The following is a 20594-nucleotide window of genomic DNA, read 5'->3' on the forward strand; positions in this document are numbered from 1 at the left end:
CGAATCGGCGGCCGGCTCTCTAGCAATATACGCCGCCACAACGGTTCCGCAATACATGCAGTCACTCGCATCACCCAACAGCATGCAGCATCCGTCTGTCTGAGGATCACTTGTGCGCAATTAAATAAAGTTACTTGATAAAAGTAAGAATTGGGCTTATAATCAACCCAAACAGCGAGGAGGGTTCGACAGTGACAGCATACGCACGCAGCATTCGCGGCACCCGAACGGCCGACATCCAGCACGCGGGACCAGGGCATCGGCACAGCTTCGTGCTGGAGCCGGGCAAGTGGTCGGAGCACGATCCGTTCCTGGTGCTCATGGAGGATTGGTTCCAGCGAGGCTCATTCGATGTGCACCCGCACCGGGGCATTGAGACGGTTACCTATGTGATGGAGGGCCGGCTTGAGCACTACGACAGCAAGACCGGCGAGTCCGAGACGCTCGGGCCGGGCGATGCCCAATGGATGACGGCCGGGCGCGGCGTCATTCATAAGGAAGATCCCGCCGTCGGCGAGACAGTTCACTCCCTGCAGCTATGGGTCAACCTGCCGAGCGCGAGCAAAATGATCGAGCCGCACTATCAGAACTTGCGCAGCGCGGGTATGCCGGTTCGCGAGGAGCCCGGCGCGACCGTTCGGGTCTTCTCCGGCTCGTCCGGCGGCATCGCCGCGCCGACCCGCAACATCGTGCCGATCACGATGGCGGAATTCCGCTTGGAGCCCGGCGCTTCGATCAAGCAGGATCTGCCGGGTTCGTACAACGGCTTCCTCTTCGTGCTGGAAGGCGAGGGCGAGTTCGGCGCAGACCGAACGCGCGGAACGGCGAGGCAGGTGTTGTTCCTCGGCGGAGCGGACGGCCACGAGAGCAGCGAGATCGAGATCTCGGCGCCGAATGGCCCGCTTAAGGCGCTGCTATACGCCGGCGAGCCGGTGCGCGAGCACGTCGTCGCGCGCGGACCGTTCGTCATGAACACGATGGAGCAGATCGTGCAGGCGTACGAGGATTATCGCGACGGCAAGTTCCTGGGATAACCGCAGCCGGGCGCAGGGAAATTTTTCAACCCATATGATAATTGTTCTCAATTGCGGGCATAATGCTTCATGAAGCAAGAAGAGATGGAAGAACAAGAAGAACGGCCCGCCCACGAGCCGCTCTCCCAACGCCATATAGCCTTAAACCTTCGGTTCGAACGTCTTGCAGTCGGTCTCTTCGGAATTGCGGGCTTCCTTGCGGTTGCTGACGACATAGATCGAGGAAGCGGCGCATTTGTTGCCGTTCGCCCAGTACTTGCAAGAGTTCACTTCGCATAACACGTCTTGTGCCATCGTGCTCACCTCCTCTCCTCTATAGAATGGGTGATCTGGCGGACGTTCATACCCGGACAAGCGCCGCGACGGAAGTATCGGCGTTAGTCGGCGTTCGTGTATAATGGGGGCAAACGATGAAGATGAGGGCGGGGGCGCTAGATGTACCAGACAACGAAGCTTATGCTGCTGGGCTCGGGGGAGCTCGGCAAGGAAGTGATCATGGAGGCGCAGCGGCTCGGCGTGGAGACGATCGCAGTGGATCGGTACGAAGGCGCACCGGCGATGCACGTGGCGGATCGAAGCTATGTGGTCGACATGCTGGACAGGCAGCAACTGCGGGATTTGGTCGACAAGGAGAGGCCCGATCTGATCGTCCCGGAGATCGAGGCGATTGCGACGGCGGAGCTGGTGCGGCTGGAGACGGAAGGGTATCGCGTGATCCCGACGGCGCGCGCCGCCCGGCTGACGATGGACCGGGAAGGCATACGCCGGCTGGCGGCCGAGACGCTCGGCCTGCCGACAGCGAAGTACCGCTTCGCCGATACATACGAGGAATTCGCGGAAGCCGCGCGGGCCATGGGGTTCCCGTGCGTCGTGAAGCCGCTCATGAGCTCGTCCGGCAAGGGCCAGAGCGTCTGCCGCTCCGAGGAGGAGCTGTCCCGCAGCTGGCAGATCGCCATGGAAGGCGGCCGCGTGCAGCAAGGCCGCGTCATCGTCGAAGAGTTCATCCGCTTCGACTCGGAGATTACGCTGCTGACCGTGCGTTCCGTTCACGGGACGCAGTTCTGCCCGCCGATCGGCCACATTCAGAAGGACGGCGACTATATTGAATCTTGGCAGCCGCATGCGATGACGGAAGGGCAGCTCGAGGAAGCGAAGCGGATCGCCCGCACGATCACGGATGAGCTTGGCGGAGCGGGCATCTTCGGCGTCGAGCTGTTCCTGGCGGGCGGCCAAGTCTACTTCAGCGAAGTGTCGCCGCGCCCGCACGACACCGGGCTGGTGACGCTCGTCAGCCAGAATCTATCGGAATTCGCGCTGCATGCGAGAGCGATCCTAGGCTTGCCGATTCCCGAGATCAAGCTGACCGCGCCCGGCGCGAGCCGCCCGCTGAAGGCAGACGCCGAATGGGCCGACTACCGGCTGCTCGGCGCGGCAGAGGCGCTGGCGCTGCCGGATACGCAGCTGCGCATCTTCGGCAAGCCGGTGACGAAGGCCGGCCGCCGCATGGCCGTCGCGCTGGCGGCCGCCGAGACGGTGGAAGCCGCTCGCGAGCGGGCGACGGAGGCGCTGGGTAAGCTGAAGCTGGAGGGCGTCTGACGCTTGCTGCGAAGCTCTCTCAGCACTCTTTGATCCAATTTCACGAACTTGTAACAGTACGCAGAAGGCGTTCGAGCCTTGCGTCCGGCAATATCGCGAATGATCGCGAGGGGCCGGCGCAGGCTCGAACGCCTTTTTTTGCGTTGGAGCTTTTGATGCGCTTGTGCGTCGCTCGTGTGAGTTTGCGCTTCTGCGTCGCTCTGTGCATTGTTCTTAGGGTTGCGCTTGTGCATTACGCTTGTGCTTAGCTCTTGCCGCGCCAGGCTAGAATTCAATGCCCCGCACGATCGAGAATACCTTGGTACTCCGCAGCATTCCATCCGTGCCGATCGCCTCATCGCGCAGGACGCCTTCCAGCGTGAAGCCGAGGCGCTCCGCTACCCGGGCGCTGCGGTGATTCTTGGCGTCGCAGCGAATCTCAATCCGGTTCGCCTCCAGCACGGTCGCCGCGAAGTTCGCGATCGCCTTCGCCGCTTCCGTGATATAGCCTTGGCCGGCGCACGAAGTGCGCACCCAGTATCCGATCTCGAACTTGCGTGACTGCCAGTCGATGCGGTGCAGGCCGCTGCCGCCGATGAACTGTCCCGTGCTCTTCGAGATGAGCTGCAGTCTCAGATCCGAGCGTTCCAGGTAGCGCAATCGCGCTTCCCGCAGATTCAGCTCCGACTCCTCAACCGTAGGCGCCTGCTGCGCCCAAGGCATCCACGGCTTCAGCTCGTCGAGGCTCTCGCGGATCGCTTCGTTCACCGCCGCGCCGTCTCCCCATTGCGGAGCTCGAATGAGCAGCCGTTCCGATTCGAAGCTCTCGGGAATGTCGAGCAGAATAGGGTTCTTGCCGGTCTCGGCCATCTTCCTCACCGCCATTTGATAGAGTCAATTTTCAACTAATCTAGCACAGCCATCGGTATCCATCAAGAATGAATATCGACGAATGATCGCAGTCAAGGACCGCGTCGGCCATCGCGTCCGACATCGAGTCGCCGCGAATGGCCTGTCACAGATTGTTCAACCGCTCGCGCGAGACGGTGTGATGCAGGTCATAGTTAGCCGCCGACTGCCGCCCTTAAGATGGATGAGTGTCTAACGAACCACAGTCCATTGGAGGGATTAGATATGGCTCAGAGCGTCAAGAACATTCTCCAGGGCGAGGATCGGAAGGAGAAGCCGGGGGCTGTTCCGGCATCCGAACAACCATCCTCCGGCGAGCCGCAGCTGAAGGGGACGTTCGCGTCGGTCATGCTGCTCGGCGCTTTCTTGCTGGCGGCTTGGGTAGCCGTGTTCATTCTGTATCTCTACCGCAAGTAACCGACAACCGCAGAAGAGGGGGAAGTAGATGATGCACATTCATCGTTTGGAGAAAATCTGGCTCACCTTCGGCATGGCGATGCTGGCGGTGTTCTTGCTGATTCTCGGGCTGTCCGCCTTCACGATGGGGATGGATACGCCGAACAGCGGGCACGACCACTCGGTTCATGCCGCTAAATTAAGCGAGACGCCGCCGTTCGACCATCCGGCCATTACGCAGATCGGCGACCGCGAATACGAAGCCGTCATGACGGCTTGGGCATTCGGCTATAGTCCCGATCAGGACCAGCTGGTCGTACCGGCGGGCTCGACTGTTCACTTCTCGGTCACGAGCTCTGACGTCGTGCACGGCTTCGAGATTCCGGGCACGAACGTGAACATGATGGTACTGCCGGGAGAAGTGAACCATGTCTCCCACAAGTTTGACGAGCCCGGCGAATATTTGATTCTCTGCAATGAGTATTGCGGCATCGGTCATCAAGCCATGTTCACGAAGCTGATCGTCACCTGATCGTCAGATCCTGCACACTAGCCGAAAGGACGATACACATGAATCCAACATTTGACCGCAAGGACGGCCGGCTGGTGCTGGCGCACCTGCTGTTCGCTTACGTTGCTCTGCTGCTGGGCGGCGTGTGCGGCATGCTGCAGAGCATGGTGAAGAGCGGCTCGATCACGCTGCCGGCGAATATCGGCTATTATGAGCTGCTCACCGCGCACGGCGTGCTGATGGCGCTCGTGTTCACCACCTTCTTCATCATCGGGTTTCTCTATTCCGGCATCAGCCGCACGCTCGGAGGATCGTTGACGGGAGTCTCCCGTTCGCTCGGCTGGATCGGCTTCACGCTGATGGCGGCGGGTACCGTGCTCGGCGTCATCATGATCCTGCTGAACAAGGCGACGGTCCTCTATACCTTCTACGCTCCGCTTAAGGCATCGCCCTGGTTCTACATCGCGCTGGTGCTGCTCGTCGTCGGCAGCTGGCTGAGCGGCTACGGCATATTCGCGCAGTACCGCACTTGGCGCAAGGCCAACACGGGCAAGCTGTCGCCGCTGCTCGCGTTCATGGCGGTCGTCACGATGCTGCTGTGGCAGATTGCGACGCTTGGCGTAGCGGCTACAGTACTGCTCCAATTCATTCCTTGGTCGTTCGGATGGGTGGAGACGATTAACGTGCTCCTCAGCCGTACCTTGTTCTGGTACTTCGGCCACCCGCTCGTCTACTTCTGGCTTATGCCGGCCTACATGTGCTGGTATGTCATCGTTCCGAAGATCATCGGCGGCAAGATCTACAGCGACGCCTTGGCGCGTCTGGCCTTCATCCTGCTTCTGCTGTTCTCGATCCCGGTCGGCTTCCACCATCAATTGATGGAGCCGGGCATCGCGCCGTTCTGGAAGTTCCTTCAGGTCGTGCTGACATTCATGGTCATTGTGCCTTCGCTCATCACCGCATTCTCGCTGTTCGCTACCTTCGAGCTGAACGGGCGGGCGAGAGGCGCAACAGGCCTATTCGGCTGGTTGAAGAAGCTGCCTTGGAAGGACGTTCGCTTCTTCGCTCCGTTCATGGGCATGCTCGTCTTCATCCCGGCCGGGGCAGGCGGCATCATTAACGCCAGCAACCAGATGAACGCTGTCGTGCACAACACGCTGTGGGTGACGGGCCACTTCCACCTGACCGTCGCGACCAGCGTGGCGCTCACCTTCTTCGGCATCGGCTATTGGCTCATTCCCGTCGTCACGGGACGCCGGCTGACGAAGCGGCTTAACAATCTGGGCATCATCCAAGTCGTGACGTGGTGCATTGGCATGCTGTTCATGTCCGGTTCGATGCACATTACCGGACTGTTCGGCGATCCGCGCCGTACCGACTACACGACGTACAACGACAGCCCGGAATCGATTCTGTGGATGCCATACCATGTGGCGATGGCAGTCGGCGGCATTATCCTCTTCATCAGCCTGATCGTTCTTCTCGCAGCGGTCGTCGGATTGCTCCTTGCGCCAAGAGGAGTCGAAGAATATCCAATCGGCGAAGTGATCGATACGGCTGAGAAGACGCCGAAGCTGTTCGAGCGTTGGGGTCTGTGGATCGGCGTGTCCGCCGCGCTTATTCTGATCGCCTATACGATTCCGCTCGCCGATATGATCACGGGCGGTACGGGATCGCCTGGCTACAAGTTCTGGTAAGCTGATTCCAGGCAAAGCAAAGGGGTGTGTTCCTCTGGTCAAGATAGCGGCCGGAGGAATACACCCCTTGTGATATGGTTAGACGGTTCGTTATTGTTCGTAAGCGGAGATTAACTTGCGGTAGATGTGAAGCAGCTGCTGGAATTCTTCCGGGTTCAGCACGTGGTACATCTTCTCCATCAGGGCAACCCTCTTCGCCTGAATATCACGCAGAGCCTCTCGCCCCTTCTCCGTGATCTCGAGCTTCACCACCCGGCGATCGTTCTCGTCATTCACGCGCTGCACGAGTCCAAGCCGGACGAGCTTGTCAGAGATGACCGTCATGCCGCCGGAAGTGACGCCGATGATCTGCGCCAGGTAAGAGCTGGCCTTGGGGCCTTCGTTGACGAGAAGATCTAGCGTTTGCAATTGGCTGATTGAGATATCCTGGGGGTTGTCCTTGCTCCATTCGGTCCGCCACAAATGGCCGTGCAATCGGACTAATCCGAATAGTTCGACGAGCTCTTCGTAATCCGCCAATCTCAAGCCTCCCAGATATCGGTTTCTTCAATTTTCTCACAAATCGATTTGAGATTCCAGCGAATATTCGCAGAAAAAAAGGCAAAACGGAGATTTCCGCCTTGCCTTCTGAGGTATGAGTACCGAGCTGCTAGGATTCCGTGATTCGAATACTGCCGCTGTCGGTCCGCACCTTGATCGTCTGTTGGCTAGTTCCCTTGGAATCGGGCGCATGGATCGAGCCTGAATCGGAGCGCAGGTCGAAGATTCCGCCGAAGGCGGCCGGCAGTTGGACTCTTACGCTTCCGGAGTCGCTCTTGATGTCGGCGCCAGACAGATCGTCCTTCACGAGCTTGACGCTGCCGGAGTCCGAGGCGAGCGCCGCGGTTCCCGTCAGATGGTCCACGGTGATGCTGCCTGAATCCGATGATACCTGCAGATCGGCATGGATGTCGCTCGCGCGAATGCTTCCGGAGTCGGACTTGATCGATAATTGCCCGCTGACGCTGTCAACCACTTGAATGCTGCCGGAATCGGTGGCAATGGAGGCCGTACGGGCTCTAATGCCGCTTGTCTTCAAGGAGCCGGCGTCCGAATAGACGCGCACGGTGTCCAGCGCCTGTGCCGCCTCTTCGGTTAAGGCAACGGTGATATGCTGTCTGTCGAAGGAGAAGTCGAAGTTGAGGGAGAACCAAGTATCTCTCGAATCCAGATCGAGGCTTAATTCGCCGTCTGTGAGCTTAACGTTCTTCAGATTGTCGATGATCTCCTGCTTGGCTTTGCCTTCGATCACCACCGAGTTGTTCCCGTCCTCGCTCGGAACGAAGTCGACGACGGCAGCCTGGTAATCCAGGTTCACGTTCAAATTCCGCAGCTCTCCGTCGCTGAAGGTCCACTTCTGGCTGTATGCCGGAAGCGGCTTATCGAATGTGAATCCGAACAGCGCCGCTCCTCCGACCCCGATCGCGATCAGTCCGATGGCGATGCTAATCCATTTCTTCATCTGTTTAGTTCCTTCCTCTCCAAGTGCGGACGTTCCATTGCACATACTCTGCCGTTGCGCGATAGCCGAATTTGGCCATCCGAATGAAGATGAGTGCCATTAGAATGCCGACGCCCGTTCCCGCGATGCTGATGAACAGCTTGGCGGGATAGTACTCCCCGTTCGCGAGCCAGTCGAGAGCGAAGGCGGCCGGTGCGAGAATGGCGCCGACCGCGGCAGCGCCGAAGGACAGCAGGGCGGACCATAACGCGGCTCCGATGGGGATCATGAACAGGATGTTTAAGAAGAAGAGCAAGATCGTCATGGCCAGCAGACGGCCGGATCCGCTCCGCCGCGGAGCGGCGTTCATCAGAGGCGCCGGATCGTACCGGATGCCGAGCGCATCCGCCGCCAGCATCCGAGGATTGCCGAGCTCGCGTGCGATTTGTTGTTCCGAGTGTCCGCTCGCCATCCCGCGATCGAAGCAGCCTTCATAATAATGCACCACTTCGCGCCGTCCCTCTTCCGGCAGCGGGGCCAAGCATTCGTATAACGCGCTTAAGAATTCATTTTTATTCATAATAGGCTCCTTGCTGAGAGTTCTACTATTGTCATTGTAACGGATAGGCGGCTTCCGCCGAACGGCCCGCGGTTTAGTTCGATACTCGACCTAAGGCGGGGCTGGTGAGAATCGGGCAGGGATAAAGACATAATTTTGCCAAAAGACATGATTTCGTCACAACTCTGTGATACAATGTTCACATATAGCGCTTACACGGTGCGAGGGGAGTGCGCGAGCATGAAGAACGGCTTGGATATGTTCAAGGCTCTTAAATGGATAGCGGCTATTGTCATCGCCTGCGGAATCATCTGCAGCGCGGTGCACATTACGGAATTCAGCGACAGCAACCTTGGATTGATGATCGGGATCGGCTTCCTCTTCGGCGGCGTACAGATCTGGATGTTCAGCGCGATCGCCGGACTGCTCCTAAGGAGCGGCGAACAGCAGGCGAAGCCTTCCGAAGAACGTTCCTAGAGCGGCCATTCAGCGTCCTGCGATAGAAGCGAAGACTGCCTCTGCTGAGGGTAACCTCGGCGGTTCGGCAGTCTTTTTGTGTTGGGCTGACAGGAGTTACGTCGAAACGGTGAACAAATTATTGCAAATTATCAACGGTTAATTGACGCATTTGTTAACTGTGCGGTAAGTCGCTGGTCTTTCTGCTATCTTAGGTTCAGACAACGCGGGGAAGGGTGATTTCCGCCGCGTGAAGAGGTTGCCGTTAGGCAGTAGGAGATGAGACAGGATGAAGATGAAGGGATGGTATCGTCGGCTGGCCGCCGGGCTTCCGCTGGCTGCGATGGTCTTTCTTTTGTCAGGGTGCGGCGATGTTAACATGGGTATCCTCGACCCGCAAGGAACCGTTGCGCGTCAGCAACTGAATTTGATTATTATCGCATCGATTCTCTGCTTGGTCATTCTCGTGCCGGTACTGGTCATGACGTATGTATTCGCATGGAAGTATCGCGCCAAGAAGGAAGATGCGGAATATAAACCGAACTGGTCGCACAGCGGCAAGATCGAGACCGTCATGTGGGGCGTTCCGATCGTTGTTATTCTCATCATCGCGATCTTGACTTCGATCTATACGCACAAGCTGGAGCCTTCCAAGCCGCTTGAATCGGAAGCGGATGCGATCACGATCGAAGTGACGGCGCTCGATTGGAAATGGCTGTTCACTTACCCTGATCAGGGAATTGCCACTGTCAACTACGTTCAATTCCCGGAAGATGTGCCGGTACACTTCAAGCTGACGGCCGACGCGCCGATGAACTCATTCTGGATTCCGCAATTGGGCGGCCAGGTGTACACGATGTCGGGCATGGCCATGCATCTGAACCTGATGGCCGATGAGCCGGGCGAATACCCGGGCAAGGGCGCGAACTTCAGCGGCGAGCACTTCGGCAAGATGGGCTTCATCGCGAAGGCGACTTCTCAAGAAGACTTCGACAAGTGGGTCGAGGACGTGAAGCAGTCATCGCCTGCCTTGACGCAGCAAGGCTACGATGAATTGGCAGAGCAAGGCGTTCTGGATACGAAGGTAACGTATTCTTCGTTCCCGGACGGTCTATTCGACCGAATCGTGAACAAGTACGCGACGGGCACCGGTTCGGGACATCAGCACGGCTCTTCGGCCGCCGATTCCGGCGAAGCCGCTGACGAAGGCATGGATGGCATGGACATGACGTCCATGGACATGTCGTCCGCAGAAGGCGTCACGGACGCGGCGCAGGCATCGGATTCGAACCAACAGATGCATCAACATGATTAGGTAAAGGAGGGTGTCCTATGTGGGATAAGATCAAAGATTTCTCATCCGACTTCTTCGTGACCGGAGATCCGATGATATACGGAGCGGACGTGGCTATCGTCCTCGTATCCGTTGCTATCCTCTTCGTGCTGACCTACTTCAAGAAGTGGGGCTGGCTCTGGCGCGAATGGCTCACGACCGTTGACCACAAGAAGATCGGCATCATGTATATTCTCGCTTCGCTGCTCATGCTCTTCCGCGGCGGAATGGACGCGCTGCTCATGCGGGCGCAGCTGGCCGCTCCGGATCTGGAGTTCCTGAAGCCGGAGCACTACAACGAGATTTTCACCACGCACGGCGTTATCATGATTCTGTTCATGGCCATGCCGCTCATGTTCGGCTTGTTCAACATTGCCGTACCGCTTCAGATCGGCGCGCGCGACGTTGCGTTCCCGGTCCTGAACTCGGTCAGCTTCTGGCTCTTCTTCGCCGGCGCGATGCTGTTCAACCTGTCGTTCGTGATTGGCGGTTCGCCGAACGGCGGCTGGCTGGCTTATCCGCCGCTGACCGAGAAGATGTTCAGTCCGGGCGTAGGCCAAGACTTCTACATCTGGGGCATTCAGATCTCCGGTATCGGCTCGCTTGCGACGGGCATTAACTTCATTATTACGATTCTGAAAATGCGGGCGCCGGGCATGAAGCTGATGAAGATGCCGATGTTCTCTTGGTCGGTTCTTGCGAGCTGTCTGACGATTATCCTGGCGTTCCCGATTCTGACGGTGACGCTGGCGCTGCTGTTCATCGACCGGTTCGCCGGCGCGCACTTCTTCACGCTGGACGGCGGCGGCAACCCGATGATGTACATCAACTTGATCTGGATGTGGGGACATCCGGAGGTATATATCGTTATTCTGCCCGCCTTCGGCATCTTCTCCGAGGTTGTGGCGACGTTCTCGAAGAAGAGATTGTTCGGTTACAAGTCGATGGTGTTCGCTCTCATGAGCATCAGCATCGTATCGTTCTTCACATGGGCCCACCACTTCTTCACGATGGGCTCTGGCGCGGACGTTAACGTATTCTTCGCCATCTCGACGATGATCATCGCGATTCCGACAGGCGTCAAAGTGTTCAACTGGATTCTGACCATGTATAAGGGCAAGATCACGTTTAAGCAGCCGATGCTGTGGACGATGGGCTTCATTCCTTGCTTCGTCGTCGGGGGCATGACCGGGGTGCTGCTCTCTATCGCGCCTGCGGACTTCCAGTTCCACAACAGCTACTTCCTGATCGCGCACTTCCACCAAGTGCTCATCGGCGGCGTCGTGTTCGGTTACTTCGCCGGCTTGTACTACTGGTGGCCGAAGATGTTCGGCTTCTCCCTCGACGAGAAGCTTGGCCGCTGGGTATTCTGGCTTTGGAATATCGGCTTCTATGTCTGCTTCATGCCGCAATACTTGGTCGGCCTCATGGGCATGACCCGTCGCTACAGCACGTACGGCTGGGATACCGGCTGGTTCGGCCTCAACCTGACGTCGACGATCGGCGCGTTCCTGATGGGCGCAGGCTTCCTGGTGCAAGTGTGGCAGATCCTGTACAGCATCAAGAACATGCAGAAGCTGAAGGATACGACGGGAGACCCGTGGGATGGCAGAACGCTCGAATGGACGATCCAATCGCCTGCGCCGTTCTACAACTTCGCGACAGATCCTGTCGTGAGCGAGACCGACGACTTCTGGGAAGAGAAGCAGCGCATCGCGGCAGGCGGCAAGCCTCGTCCGAAGCCGGCATTGGCTCCAATCCACATGCCGAAGAACTCGGGTATGCCGGTCGTCATGGCAGGGTTCTTCTTCTTCGCCGGCTTCGGCTTTGTATTCGATTGGATGTGGATGGCGATTCCGGGACTGATCGGGGTTGCGGCATCCATGCTCGTTCATTCGTTCCGCTACGATACCGACTTCTACATTCCGGTAGATGAAGTTCGACGCACTGAATTGGCTGCAGGGAGGGAAGTCTGATGGCGAATCATAGCAATCATGCGGTGTCCGCTGCGCACGGCCACGGGCACGAAGGTCATCACGACCAAGACGCCTTGCGGCAGATGGGCTTCTGGTTCTTCTTGATCACCGACTGTATTCTGTTCGCGACCTTATTCGCGACATACGCGGTTCTTCATAACAATACGGCGGGCGGCCCGACGGCGAAGGAATTGTTCGAGATGCCGGGCATTATCGCCGAGACGTTCATTCTGCTCACGAGCAGCTTCACCAGCGGCCTCGCGGTTCTGTCCATGAACCGCGGGGACAAGAAGGGTCTTATCGGCTGGCTGATCGTCACCCTCGTTCTGGGCGCGGCCTTCGTCGGCATGGAAGTAACCGAGTTCGCGAACATGATGAGCGAAGGCCACAAGATGTCGACCAGCGCGTTCTTGTCCTCGTTCTTCACGCTGGTTGGCACGCACGGCTGCCACGTCACGCTCGGCATCTTCTGGATGATCGCGCTGATCATTCAGTTGTCCCGCCGCGGCATCAACTCGACGACGAAGCGGAAAGTCAATATTATCAGCATGTACTGGCACTTTCTGGACGCCGTGTGGATCTTCGTCTTCACGATCGTCTATATGATGGGGGTGATGTAAGATGTCGCAGCATCCGAACACGCATGGTGCGCATGGACATGGCGAAGCCCATGAATCGCACGGCTCGCTCAAGTCTTACATTATCGGCTTTGTCCTGTCGATCGTACTAACGATCATTCCGCTTGTCGCCATTCTGCAAGATATGGTCGAAGGCGGCGCGGCTACAGCGCTGTTGATCGTCACCGCCGTGCTGCAATTCGTGGTTCAGCTGTTCTTCTTCATGCACTTGAAGGAAGAGAAGGGCCCGCGTTGGAACCTGATGGTACTGATCCTTGGCATCGTGATTGTCGTGACGATTGTCCTCGGCTCGCTGTGGATCATGAATTATAATATGGTCGCCCATTAAGTTGGGCTATATAGCATGATAGGCGCCGCCTGCAAGTCCGCGTATGGACTTGCAGGCGGCGCCTTTGTAAGTTGTACGCGCTAACCCGGTTTGGCCGGGTTACAGCACGGAAAGTGCCGCAAGCGGGCGCTGTAACCCGAAAAAACCGGGTTACAGCACGGGAAGCGCCGCTGGCGAGCCCTGTAACCCGAAAAAACCGGGTTACAGCACAGGGCCCGCCTGCTTGGCGCACAAGCGGATCCTTACACGCCCTTGCCCTTATCCCCGCCCTTGCCCTCGTCCTCGCCCTCGTTCCACGGGTTGAGGTGAACCATCACTTCGATGACGTCCGTGTCATATTCCATGATGCAGCGTTTGATCTCGCGGCCGATATCGTGGCCGCGCTGGATCGTGTAATGGCTCGGCACGCCGACGCGCACGTCGACGATAATGTAGTGCCCATGCTCGCGGGCGCGCACGCGGTCGATCCGCTTGATCTCCTCGAGGCCTCCGATCAGCTTCTCATAGCCGGCCAGCTTCTCGGCCGGCACCGTGCGTTCCATCAGGATGTCGACGGAATCCTTGCCGATATTGAAGGCGAGCTTCAAGACGAGCAAGGCGACGATAATGCCCGCCACCGGGTCGCCGTAGACGGACCATTCCCAGTCCAGCTTGGAGCCGGCAAGCGCGAGGCCAAGGCCGATGACGGCAGCCAGCGAAGCGTAGACGTCCGCCAGATGGTCGTAAGCGGTTGCGATGACGCTCTTGCTGTTCTCGGAGCGGCCGACCCGGATGGTGTAGATGTACAGCGCCTGCTTCCAGACGAGCGATACGGCGGCTGCGATTAGCGGGAGCCAGCTCTCGCTCTCGGGAGGATTGATCAGCGACAGCGTCGATTGATAGCCGATCCACAGCGCCGCGATCGCCAGGATGATCGCGACCATCGCGGCCGCGATCACCTCCGCTTTGCCGTGGCCGTAGGGATGGTCGTCGTCAGCGGGCTTCTTGGATACCATGGACGAGGTGAGCGCAGCTACTGTGGCGAGAATGTCGCCGGCATTGTGAATGCCGTCGGCGACCAGTACGGGGCTGGCGAACAGAAGCCCGATGATGATCTTGATGAGAGTGAGGAAGACGTTGCTGATCAAGCTGACCCAGATCGCAATCAGGCTCTTGGAATGCATTACCGCCACAATGATGACCCCTTCAAAAAGTGTTTGCCCAGCGCAAAAAATAAATCAGGTCCTCAACCTATCGGCTGAAGACCTGCTGGTATCTATATCGGCTAACGATTCAATTGCAATCATGGGCGGAATCCACCCTTTCCGTCGGACTTAGGATGTCCATGTTGTCTATAGTTTAACACAGAAAGGCGATTTGCGGCGATGATCTATCGCCATTACAATAGATAAGGGGTCTTCCCCATGCCGGAAAGGAGTCTTCATCGATATGTCCACATCGCTTCCTCAGCTATTATCTCTAGCTGCTTCGGTCGCTGCCGGGGTGCTTGTCATTACGCTTCGGCTTCGGGGGACGAGCAAGCCGACCAACCTTCGGAAGATCGTCGCGCCTCCGCTCGGGATGGCGACCGGCTTCCTGATGTTCGTCGTCCCCGACGTGCGCATCCACTTCCTGTGGGGGCTGATTGCCTGGGCGGTCGGAGCGGTGTTCTTCGCGTATCCGCTTATTCTCACCTCCCACTTCGAAGTGAAGGACGGAGAGGTCTATCTCAAGCGGTCGAAAATCTTCATCGTGATCATCATCGCCTTGCTTGTCGTTCGAATTCTGCTTCATGACGTCGTCGAGAAGCATGTCACCATCCCGCAGACGGCTGCGCTCTTCTTCCTGCTGGCCTTCGGAATGCTCCTCCCTTGGCGCGTCGCCATGGCGCGGAGATTTATCGCGCTCAAACGGAAGATGGATGCCGCGGCCTAAATACGAACATTCGGAAGCGAGGCGCTCACAAGGAGCGAATCGCTTCTTTTACTGCTACATATATGACTCAAAACTAACATAAAGAGAAATATCAACGTCAATGTAAGGTTAAATTTTCAAGGACATGTGTAAACAATATTGACACTTAGATCGGCTGACCATATCATAACAATTAATACCAATTCCTCGGCAGAGGAGCCGATCCGCATGGAACTTTGGAACGCGATCTCTTCGCTTCCCCCTTCTCCAACCCGATTCTATGACGAGATGTTCAGCGGCCAGGCAGTAAGGCCCCATTACGAGAGGGTACAGGCCCTTCTGTCTCGCCTTAGCTTCTCCGAGCGGGAAGCCCGCCAAGCGGCCATGAATCGCCGGCTGCTGGAGGAAGGCATCACGTTCACGCTGGCGCAGGCCGACCAGCCGGATGCGCTCGAGCGAACGATCCCGTTCGACTTCTTGCCCCGGATTCTGACGGCCGAAGAATGGGACGTGATCGAGCGGGGGGTCAGCCAGCGCGTACGGGCGCTGAACGCATTCCTCCGCGACGTGTATCATGATCAGAACATTTTCAAGGATGGCCTCATTCCCCGCCGCATGGTGCTCGGCAACCGATACTTCCGTACCGAGATGATGCGCATGTCCGTTCCCGCGGGCACATATATTACGGCGTCCGGCATCGACTTGATCCGCGACGAACAAGGACGCTTCTTCGTTCTCGAGGACAACCTGCGCTCGCCGTCTGGCTTCTCCTACATCTACAAGAGCCGATCAATCATGACGCATGACTTCCCCGAGATGTACTTCTCCTACCCGGTCCGCGGCCTCGACCGATCGCTTGGCGCCTTCCGCTCCGCGCTTCGCCATCTGGCGCCGGGCGGCAAGAGCGATCCCGTCATTGCGCTGCTCACGCCGGGCAGCTTCAATTCCGCTTACTTCGAGCATGCGTTCCTGGCTCAGCAGATGGGGCTTGAGCTGGTGGAAGGGCGCGACTTGGTCTGCCGCGACCACAAGATCTATATCCGAAGCCTGAACGGGCTGAAGCGGGTAGACGTCCTGTATCGCCGCATCGACGACGACTTCCTCGATCCGCTGGCATTCCGGCCGGATTCGCTGCTCGGCGTCGCCGGCCTGATGAATGCCTACCGGTTCGGCAATGTAGCCATCGCCAACGCGCCGGGAACCGGCGTGGCCGACGACAAAGCGATCTATTCGTTCGTGCCGGAGATGATCCGGTATTACTTGAACGAGAAGCCGATCCTGGCGAACGTGCCGACGTATCTGATGAGCCGCCCGGAGGAGCGCGAATATGTGCTGGAGCGGCTGGACCAGATGGTCGTCAAGGAGACGGCTCTGTCCGGCGGGTACGGCATGCTGATCGGCCCGTCCTCGACCGAACGGGAACGGGAGCGGTTCGCGGAGAAGATTCGCGACAATCCGGACAATTATATCGCCCAGCCGACGATTCAGCTGTCGACGGCGCCGGTCGTGCTGGACGGCAAGCTGGTGTCGCGGCACATCGACCTAAGGGTGTTCGCGATCTCCGACGGGCCGAACGTGCATGTGCTGCCGGGAGGGCTGACGCGGGTCGCGATGAGGGAAGGCTCGCTTGTCGTCAACTCGTCGCAAGGCGGCGGGTGCAAGGACACCTGGGTGCTCGCGAGATAATTGCCAAGGGGGAGTAGCCATGTTGGACCGAACAGCCGAGTCGTTGTTCTGGATCGGCCGTTACACGGAACGGGCGGAGAACCATGCGCGCCTGATCGACGTGTATTATCACGTTCGCGAGGAGGCGGACGGAGAGGATGCGGGGCTGTGGAAGCGGATCGTCGGCGCGATCGGCGATCTATCCGGCTACGAGGAGAGATACCGCGAGTACCGGGAACGGGAAGTGCTGCATTACTTGACGCTCGATCCAAGCCAGCCGAACTCGCTCATTACGTGCATCGCGCAGGCGCGGGATAATCTGAAGAAGATACGGGAGCAGCTTCCGTCCGATCTGTGGAATCGGTTGAACGGCTTCTATCTGTGGCTGCGTCAAGCTGCCATCGGGGAAGTGATCGCCGAGCCGCACCGGTTCTTCGAGCGGGTGAAGGAGGGATTGGCGGCTTTCCAAGGAACGGCGGTGTCCATCACGCTGCGCGACCATTCGTGGCACCTGATGGAGAGCGGAAGATACCTGGAACGATCTGAAAATATCGTTCGCCTGCTGCAATCGGTCAGCCAGACAGTCAGCGAGAAGGGAGAGTCCAGCTTCTCCTGCTTGCTGGCCGTTCTGAAGTCGGTCGGCGGCTACGAAGCCTATCGGCGGCTCGCGATCGAGGAGCTGTCGCTCGAAGAGGTCGCTTCGTTCCTGCTGCTGCAGGAGGCGTTCCCGCGGTCGGCCCATTACGCGATCGCGTCATTCGAGACAAGCGTTCGAGCGATGAAGTCGGGGGCCGACCGGTCCGGTGCCGCAATCGACAAGATTATCCGCATGGCCGGCAAAGCTCGATCCGAACTGAGCTGGCTGGACCGGCAGGATGTGACGCCAGCCTCGATCGGAGCGGTGATCGGGCAGTTGCTCGCCGCCAATCGCCAATTGGGAGAGGCGATGGCGCGGGCGTTTTTTTCCCCTGGATGGGAGGTTATCGCATGAGGCTGGAGATCTGCCATACAACAAGGTACCGGTATGGGGACAACGTATCGGACAGTGTCAATGAGCTTCGCCTCGCGCCGCGTACGGACGAGCGGCAGGCTTGCTACCATCATACGCTGGCGATCGATCCGAATGTCTCGCTGCTGTCTTACGAAGACTACTTCGGCAATCGGGTGCATTCATTCACGGCTTACGAGCCGCACCGTGAGCTCGTCATTACATCGCGTTCAACCGTCGTGACGAGAGATTCTTCTTATTCGCGCGTCCCCGACGCCGACCCGTATGCCGAGTGGGCGAAGGTGCGAAGCGCGGCATTCGTGAATGCGAACGCCGAATATTTGCTCCCGACTGTCTATGCATCCTTCCATCCGAATGTGGCGGCATATGCGCACGGGATCGGCGGGGACGAAGGCGGCGTCTATGGCTTCGCGCTTGAGGCGACGCGGCGGATCAACGAGGACTTCGAATATAAGCCGCAGTCGACGGGGGTGCAGACGACGTCTGATGAGCTGATCGGCCTTGGCGCAGGCGTGTGCCAGGACTTCGCGCACCTGATGCTCTCGGTGTGCCGCATTCGCGGCGTGGCCGCCCGCTATGTGAGCGGCTATCACTACGTCGGCGACCTGCAGGGGCGCGGCGCGGACTTCGAGCAGGCCTCGCACGCGTGGGTGGAGGCCTACGTGCCGGGCGTCGGCTGGCAGGGCTTCGACCCGACGAACAACGGGCTCGTCGACTGGCGCTACATCAAGCTCGCGCACGGCCGCGATTACCTGGACATCGTGCCGGTCAAAGGCATCTACCGCGGCACCGGCGAACAGGAGCTGCTGGTGACGGTGGATGTGCGGCTAGCGGCGGGCTGAACGGTTGCGGCTGAACTGCCTGCGGGCCGAACGCCTGCGGGCTGAATGGCTGCGGTCGCGTCGCGCAAGCTGGAAGGCGGTTGGCCGCGGGGACCGAATGGAACAGTTGAGGCGGCGCGATATCGTTCGGATTCATGCCCTTCTATTTCATATTTTATCGCTAATTATCGCCATCATCCTTTAAATAGCGAATAATTAGTCGTATGATCGCTTGACATATTCGGGTATTCGGGGTAGCATTTGAAGTGCCTTATGGCCTTCATATGTTTCTTCCTCTCGTATATCCCCGGCGATATGGGCCGGGAGTCTCTACCGGGAACCGCAAATTCCTGACTACGACGGAAGTGGGACGTTAACCGTAACGTTATCACCTGCCGTCTGTAGCCGGGATTTTTTGCGTTTTTGCCGGCTGCGGCGGACCACAGTCTAAATTATGGGAAGGATGACTTCATTGAATCGTTATGACGTCGTCGTTGTTGGTGCCGGACCCGCAGGAATCTTTGCTTGTTATGAGTTGAGCCGCAAGGCGCCGGAGCTGAAGGTGCTGCTCGTGGACAAAGGGCACGAGATTCGCCGCCGGAGCTGTCCGATTCTGGAGGAGAAGATTAAGCTCTGTCCTCCTGCGGCCGGGAAGAAGGAATTCGCCGGCTGTCTCCCGGCCTGCTCCATTACGGCGGGCTTCGGCGGCGCAGGCGCTTACAGCGATGGGAAGTTCAATATTACGACCGAGTTCGGCGGCTGGCTGACCGACTATCTGCCGGCTTCTCAAGTGCTCTCGCTCATCCGCTACGTGGACGAGGTGAATCTGGAGCACGGCGCCACGGATACGATCACCGACCCGACGACCGATACCGTCAAGGGCATCGAGCGCCGGGCATACGCCGCGGGACTGAAGCTGCTTCGCGCGCAAGTGCGCCATCTGGGCACCGAGCAGAATCTGGAGATTATGAAGTCAATTGCCGACTACTTGGAGACTCGCATTGACATGCTCTTCAAGACGGAAGTCGCAGACCTGTTAACGGAGAAGAAGGACGGCAAGCATCGCGTTCGCGGCGTTCTGCTGAAGAACGGGGAGGAGATTCTCGCTGATACGGTCGTGGTCGCTCCCGGACGCGACGGATCGGCTTGGATGACAGAGGTGCTGCGCAAGCGCCGCCTGAAGATGTACAACAACCAGGTGGACGTCGGCGTGCGCGTCGAGACCTCGGATATCGTCATGCGCGAGATCAACGAGAACCTCTACGAGGGCAAGTTCATCTACAATACGTCGGTCGGCACGCGCGTGCGGACGTTCTGCAGCAATCCTTCAGGACACGTCGTCGTCGAGAATCATAGCGGCGTCATGGCCGCCAACGGCCATGCGTTCAAGGACCCGGCCCTCGGATCGAGCAACACGAACTTCGCGCTGCTCGTCTCGCACAAGTTCACCGAGCCGTTCGACAAGCCGAACGAATACGCCCGCGAGATCTGCAAGCGGGCGAACGACCTCTCCAACGGCGGCGTCATCGTGCAGAAGTACGGTGACATTCTGCGCGGCCGGCGCTCGACCGCCGACCGCATCAAGGAAGGCTTCCTGGAGCCGACGCTGAAGGAAGCGGTGCCGGGCGATCTGGGGCTCGTGCTGCCGTATAACACGATGAAGAGCTTGGTAGAGATGGTAGAGGCGCTGGAGAAGGTAACGCCGGGCATCGCCTCCGAGCACACGCTGTTCTACGGCGTGGAAGCGAAGTTCTATTCGGCGCGGCCGCTCTTGAACGATCGGCTCGAATCCGAGATCGAAGGGCTCTATTGCGGCGGCGACGGAGCGGGCGTCACGCGCGGCTTGGCGCAGGCCGGCGCGGCGGGCGTCTGGATCGCTCGCGGCATTGCGGAGCGCATCGGCGGATAATAGGCGCGGGTGATAGGCGAATACCGCGGCAAGATGGCATGGCGGAGCGAGCGGGTCGCTCCGCCAGCGTCGTTATCGGATGTTTAACGCGTCGTCGCTGTATTCGATAGCCGCTGTACAGCTTTTGAGAACAAAAGTATTTATATTCCAATTGTGCATTTAAATAACTGTGTTAATTTTCAGAAAACAATTGTAAACTCCGCGATAAATTTATATAATTCTTTGAGAAAACTATGTTAGGTAATTTACCGTAGCGGAGGTGATATATTACATATTTCGTCATATTGCAAGATCCCCGCCTTTAATTATCGGAAAATTTCGACAAATGAAAAGGCAAAAGGTCGGAAGAGAGACTGGCTAACCAACTGGTGCAGGCACAAGTGGTAGTGAACGTCCATTCGGATC

The 20594-nt window shown here is 58.3% G+C and carries 21 protein-coding genes and 1 riboswitch; of the genes, 15 read left to right on the top strand and 6 right to left on the bottom strand.

The genetic code is table 11. From position 1 onward, the window contains the following. The first annotated feature begins 191 nt into the window (after positions 1-191). Positions 192-1034, top strand: coding sequence for a pirin family protein (locus tag H4Q31_RS05085; protein ID WP_376698215.1), 843 nt, complete (start codon positions 192-194; stop codon positions 1032-1034). Between the two features lie 141 nt (positions 1035-1175). Here H4Q31_RS05085 and H4Q31_RS05090 read toward each other — a convergent pair whose 3' ends face one another. Next, on the bottom strand, positions 1176-1328 hold the full coding sequence (locus tag H4Q31_RS05090; RefSeq protein ID WP_185177991.1) for a DUF1540 domain-containing protein: 153 nt from the start codon (positions 1326-1328) through the stop codon (positions 1176-1178). Positions 1329-1469: 141 nt separating this feature from the next. On the opposite strand from H4Q31_RS05090, the gene purT reads away from it, so the two are divergent. Further along, the gene (gene purT, locus H4Q31_RS05095) at positions 1470-2630 is read left to right on the top strand and encodes a formate-dependent phosphoribosylglycinamide formyltransferase (RefSeq protein ID WP_185177992.1); all 1161 of its coding nucleotides are present in this window, start codon (positions 1470-1472) and stop codon (positions 2628-2630) included. Between the two features lie 264 nt (positions 2631-2894). Here purT and H4Q31_RS05100 read toward each other — a convergent pair whose 3' ends face one another. Further along, positions 2895-3479: a GNAT family N-acetyltransferase gene (locus tag H4Q31_RS05100; protein ID WP_185177993.1), complete on the bottom strand. Its 585-nt coding sequence runs from the start codon at positions 3477-3479 to the stop codon at positions 2895-2897. 264 nt (positions 3480-3743) lie between these two features. Between H4Q31_RS05100 and H4Q31_RS21555 the strand changes: the two genes are divergently transcribed. Genes H4Q31_RS21555 through H4Q31_RS05115 form a run of 3 tightly spaced genes read left to right on the top strand, consistent with a single transcriptional unit; the run spans position 3744 to position 6122 of the window. Next, on the top strand, positions 3744-3935 hold the full coding sequence (locus H4Q31_RS21555) for a cytochrome c oxidase subunit 2A (RefSeq protein ID WP_245347256.1): 192 nt from the start codon (positions 3744-3746) through the stop codon (positions 3933-3935). A gap of 31 nt (positions 3936-3966) precedes the next feature. Further along, positions 3967-4446: a cytochrome c oxidase subunit II gene (locus tag H4Q31_RS05110; RefSeq protein WP_185178060.1), complete on the top strand. Its 480-nt coding sequence runs from the start codon at positions 3967-3969 to the stop codon at positions 4444-4446. 38 nt (positions 4447-4484) lie between these two features. After that, positions 4485-6122 (top strand): b(o/a)3-type cytochrome-c oxidase subunit 1, encoded by a 1638-nt coding sequence (locus H4Q31_RS05115; RefSeq protein WP_185177994.1) that lies wholly within the window; start codon positions 4485-4487, stop codon positions 6120-6122. A 90-nt stretch (positions 6123-6212) separates the two neighbouring features. On the opposite strand, the gene H4Q31_RS05120 is transcribed toward H4Q31_RS05115, so the two are convergent. From H4Q31_RS05120 to H4Q31_RS05130, 3 genes are all read right to left on the bottom strand, one after another. Next, on the bottom strand, positions 6213-6641 hold the full coding sequence (locus tag H4Q31_RS05120) for a MarR family winged helix-turn-helix transcriptional regulator (protein WP_185177995.1): 429 nt from the start codon (positions 6639-6641) through the stop codon (positions 6213-6215). 130 nt (positions 6642-6771) lie between these two features. Then, positions 6772-7623: a DUF4097 family beta strand repeat-containing protein gene (locus H4Q31_RS05125; RefSeq protein WP_185177996.1), complete on the bottom strand. Its 852-nt coding sequence runs from the start codon at positions 7621-7623 to the stop codon at positions 6772-6774. A 4-nt stretch (positions 7624-7627) separates the two neighbouring features. Continuing rightward, positions 7628-8182, bottom strand: coding sequence for a DUF1700 domain-containing protein (locus tag H4Q31_RS05130; protein ID WP_185177997.1), 555 nt, complete (start codon positions 8180-8182; stop codon positions 7628-7630). A gap of 219 nt (positions 8183-8401) precedes the next feature. On the opposite strand from H4Q31_RS05130, the gene H4Q31_RS05135 reads away from it, so the two are divergent. From H4Q31_RS05135 to cyoD, 5 genes are all read left to right on the top strand, one after another. Further along, complete coding sequence (locus H4Q31_RS05135) at positions 8402-8638, top strand: hypothetical protein (protein ID WP_185177998.1); 237 nt, start codon at positions 8402-8404, stop codon at positions 8636-8638. A gap of 268 nt (positions 8639-8906) precedes the next feature. Beyond that, complete coding sequence (gene cyoA / locus H4Q31_RS05140) at positions 8907-9932, top strand: ubiquinol oxidase subunit II (RefSeq protein WP_376698216.1); 1026 nt, start codon at positions 8907-8909, stop codon at positions 9930-9932. Between the two features lie 17 nt (positions 9933-9949). Beyond that, on the top strand, positions 9950-11926 hold the full coding sequence (locus H4Q31_RS05145) for a cbb3-type cytochrome c oxidase subunit I (RefSeq protein WP_185177999.1): 1977 nt from the start codon (positions 9950-9952) through the stop codon (positions 11924-11926). Continuing rightward, positions 11926-12546 (top strand): cytochrome o ubiquinol oxidase subunit III, encoded by a 621-nt coding sequence (gene cyoC / locus H4Q31_RS05150; protein ID WP_185178000.1) that lies wholly within the window; start codon positions 11926-11928, stop codon positions 12544-12546. Before H4Q31_RS05145 ends, cyoC begins: the two co-directional genes overlap by 1 nt. 1 nt (position 12547) lies before the next feature. Continuing rightward, positions 12548-12892, top strand: coding sequence for a cytochrome o ubiquinol oxidase subunit IV (gene cyoD / locus H4Q31_RS05155; protein WP_185178001.1), 345 nt, complete (start codon positions 12548-12550; stop codon positions 12890-12892). A 242-nt stretch (positions 12893-13134) separates the two neighbouring features. On the opposite strand, the gene H4Q31_RS05160 is transcribed toward cyoD, so the two are convergent. Then, positions 13135-14055, bottom strand: coding sequence for a cation diffusion facilitator family transporter (locus H4Q31_RS05160; RefSeq protein WP_185178062.1), 921 nt, complete (start codon positions 14053-14055; stop codon positions 13135-13137). A 265-nt stretch (positions 14056-14320) separates the two neighbouring features. On the opposite strand from H4Q31_RS05160, the gene H4Q31_RS05165 reads away from it, so the two are divergent. The 5 genes from H4Q31_RS05165 (at position 14321) to H4Q31_RS05185 (ending at position 20189) form a co-directional block, all read left to right on the top strand. Then, the gene (locus H4Q31_RS05165; RefSeq protein WP_185178002.1) at positions 14321-14806 is read left to right on the top strand and encodes a CcdC family protein; all 486 of its coding nucleotides are present in this window, start codon (positions 14321-14323) and stop codon (positions 14804-14806) included. 207 nt (positions 14807-15013) lie between these two features. Next, entirely contained in the window at positions 15014-16471 is a 1458-nt protein-coding gene (locus H4Q31_RS05170) for a circularly permuted type 2 ATP-grasp protein (protein ID WP_185178003.1), read from the top strand. Between the two features lie 19 nt (positions 16472-16490). Continuing rightward, on the top strand, positions 16491-17441 hold the full coding sequence (locus tag H4Q31_RS05175; protein WP_185178004.1) for an alpha-E domain-containing protein: 951 nt from the start codon (positions 16491-16493) through the stop codon (positions 17439-17441). Further along, on the top strand, positions 17438-18301 hold the full coding sequence (locus tag H4Q31_RS05180; RefSeq protein ID WP_185178005.1) for a transglutaminase family protein: 864 nt from the start codon (positions 17438-17440) through the stop codon (positions 18299-18301). Before H4Q31_RS05175 ends, H4Q31_RS05180 begins: the two co-directional genes overlap by 4 nt. Positions 18302-18557: 256 nt before the next feature. Further along, positions 18558-18657, top strand: a riboswitch (purine riboswitch). 95 nt (positions 18658-18752) lie between these two features. Beyond that, complete coding sequence (locus H4Q31_RS05185) at positions 18753-20189, top strand: NAD(P)/FAD-dependent oxidoreductase (protein WP_185178006.1); 1437 nt, start codon at positions 18753-18755, stop codon at positions 20187-20189. The last annotated feature ends 405 nt before the right edge of the window (positions 20190-20594 follow it).

This window comes from Cohnella lubricantis, assembly GCF_014212015.1.
Lineage (GTDB): Bacteria > Bacillota > Bacilli > Paenibacillales > Paenibacillaceae > Cohnella > Cohnella lubricantis.

Excerpts from the sequence above, each read along its gene's own strand:
- H4Q31_RS05165 (WP_185178002.1), top strand. The coding sequence starts at position 14,321 with ATGTCCACATCGCTTCCTCAGCTATTATCTCTAGCTGCTTCGGTCGCT.
- H4Q31_RS05170 (WP_185178003.1), top strand. The coding sequence starts at position 15,014 with ATGGAACTTTGGAACGCGATCTCTTCGCTTCCCCCTTCTCCAACCCGA.
- cyoC (WP_185178000.1), top strand. The coding sequence starts at position 11,926 with ATGGCGAATCATAGCAATCATGCGGTGTCCGCTGCGCACGGCCACGGG.
- H4Q31_RS05125 (WP_185177996.1), bottom strand. The coding sequence starts at position 7,623 with ATGAAGAAATGGATTAGCATCGCCATCGGACTGATCGCGATCGGGGTC.
- H4Q31_RS05130 (WP_185177997.1), bottom strand. The coding sequence starts at position 8,182 with ATGAATAAAAATGAATTCTTAAGCGCGTTATACGAATGCTTGGCCCCG.
- H4Q31_RS05135 (WP_185177998.1), top strand. The coding sequence starts at position 8,402 with ATGAAGAACGGCTTGGATATGTTCAAGGCTCTTAAATGGATAGCGGCT.
- H4Q31_RS05115 (WP_185177994.1), top strand. The coding sequence starts at position 4,485 with ATGAATCCAACATTTGACCGCAAGGACGGCCGGCTGGTGCTGGCGCAC.
- cyoD (WP_185178001.1), top strand. The coding sequence starts at position 12,548 with ATGTCGCAGCATCCGAACACGCATGGTGCGCATGGACATGGCGAAGCC.
- H4Q31_RS05090 (WP_185177991.1), bottom strand. The coding sequence starts at position 1,328 with ATGGCACAAGACGTGTTATGCGAAGTGAACTCTTGCAAGTACTGGGCG.
- H4Q31_RS05110 (WP_185178060.1), top strand. The coding sequence starts at position 3,967 with ATGCACATTCATCGTTTGGAGAAAATCTGGCTCACCTTCGGCATGGCG.
- H4Q31_RS05180 (WP_185178005.1), top strand. The coding sequence starts at position 17,438 with ATGAGGCTGGAGATCTGCCATACAACAAGGTACCGGTATGGGGACAAC.
- H4Q31_RS05145 (WP_185177999.1), top strand. The coding sequence starts at position 9,950 with ATGTGGGATAAGATCAAAGATTTCTCATCCGACTTCTTCGTGACCGGA.
- H4Q31_RS21555 (WP_245347256.1), top strand. The coding sequence starts at position 3,744 with ATGGCTCAGAGCGTCAAGAACATTCTCCAGGGCGAGGATCGGAAGGAG.
- purT (WP_185177992.1), top strand. The coding sequence starts at position 1,470 with ATGTACCAGACAACGAAGCTTATGCTGCTGGGCTCGGGGGAGCTCGGC.
- H4Q31_RS05175 (WP_185178004.1), top strand. The coding sequence starts at position 16,491 with ATGTTGGACCGAACAGCCGAGTCGTTGTTCTGGATCGGCCGTTACACG.
- cyoA (WP_376698216.1), top strand. The coding sequence starts at position 8,907 with ATGAAGATGAAGGGATGGTATCGTCGGCTGGCCGCCGGGCTTCCGCTG.
- H4Q31_RS05160 (WP_185178062.1), bottom strand. The coding sequence starts at position 14,055 with ATGCATTCCAAGAGCCTGATTGCGATCTGGGTCAGCTTGATCAGCAAC.
- H4Q31_RS05100 (WP_185177993.1), bottom strand. The coding sequence starts at position 3,479 with ATGGCCGAGACCGGCAAGAACCCTATTCTGCTCGACATTCCCGAGAGC.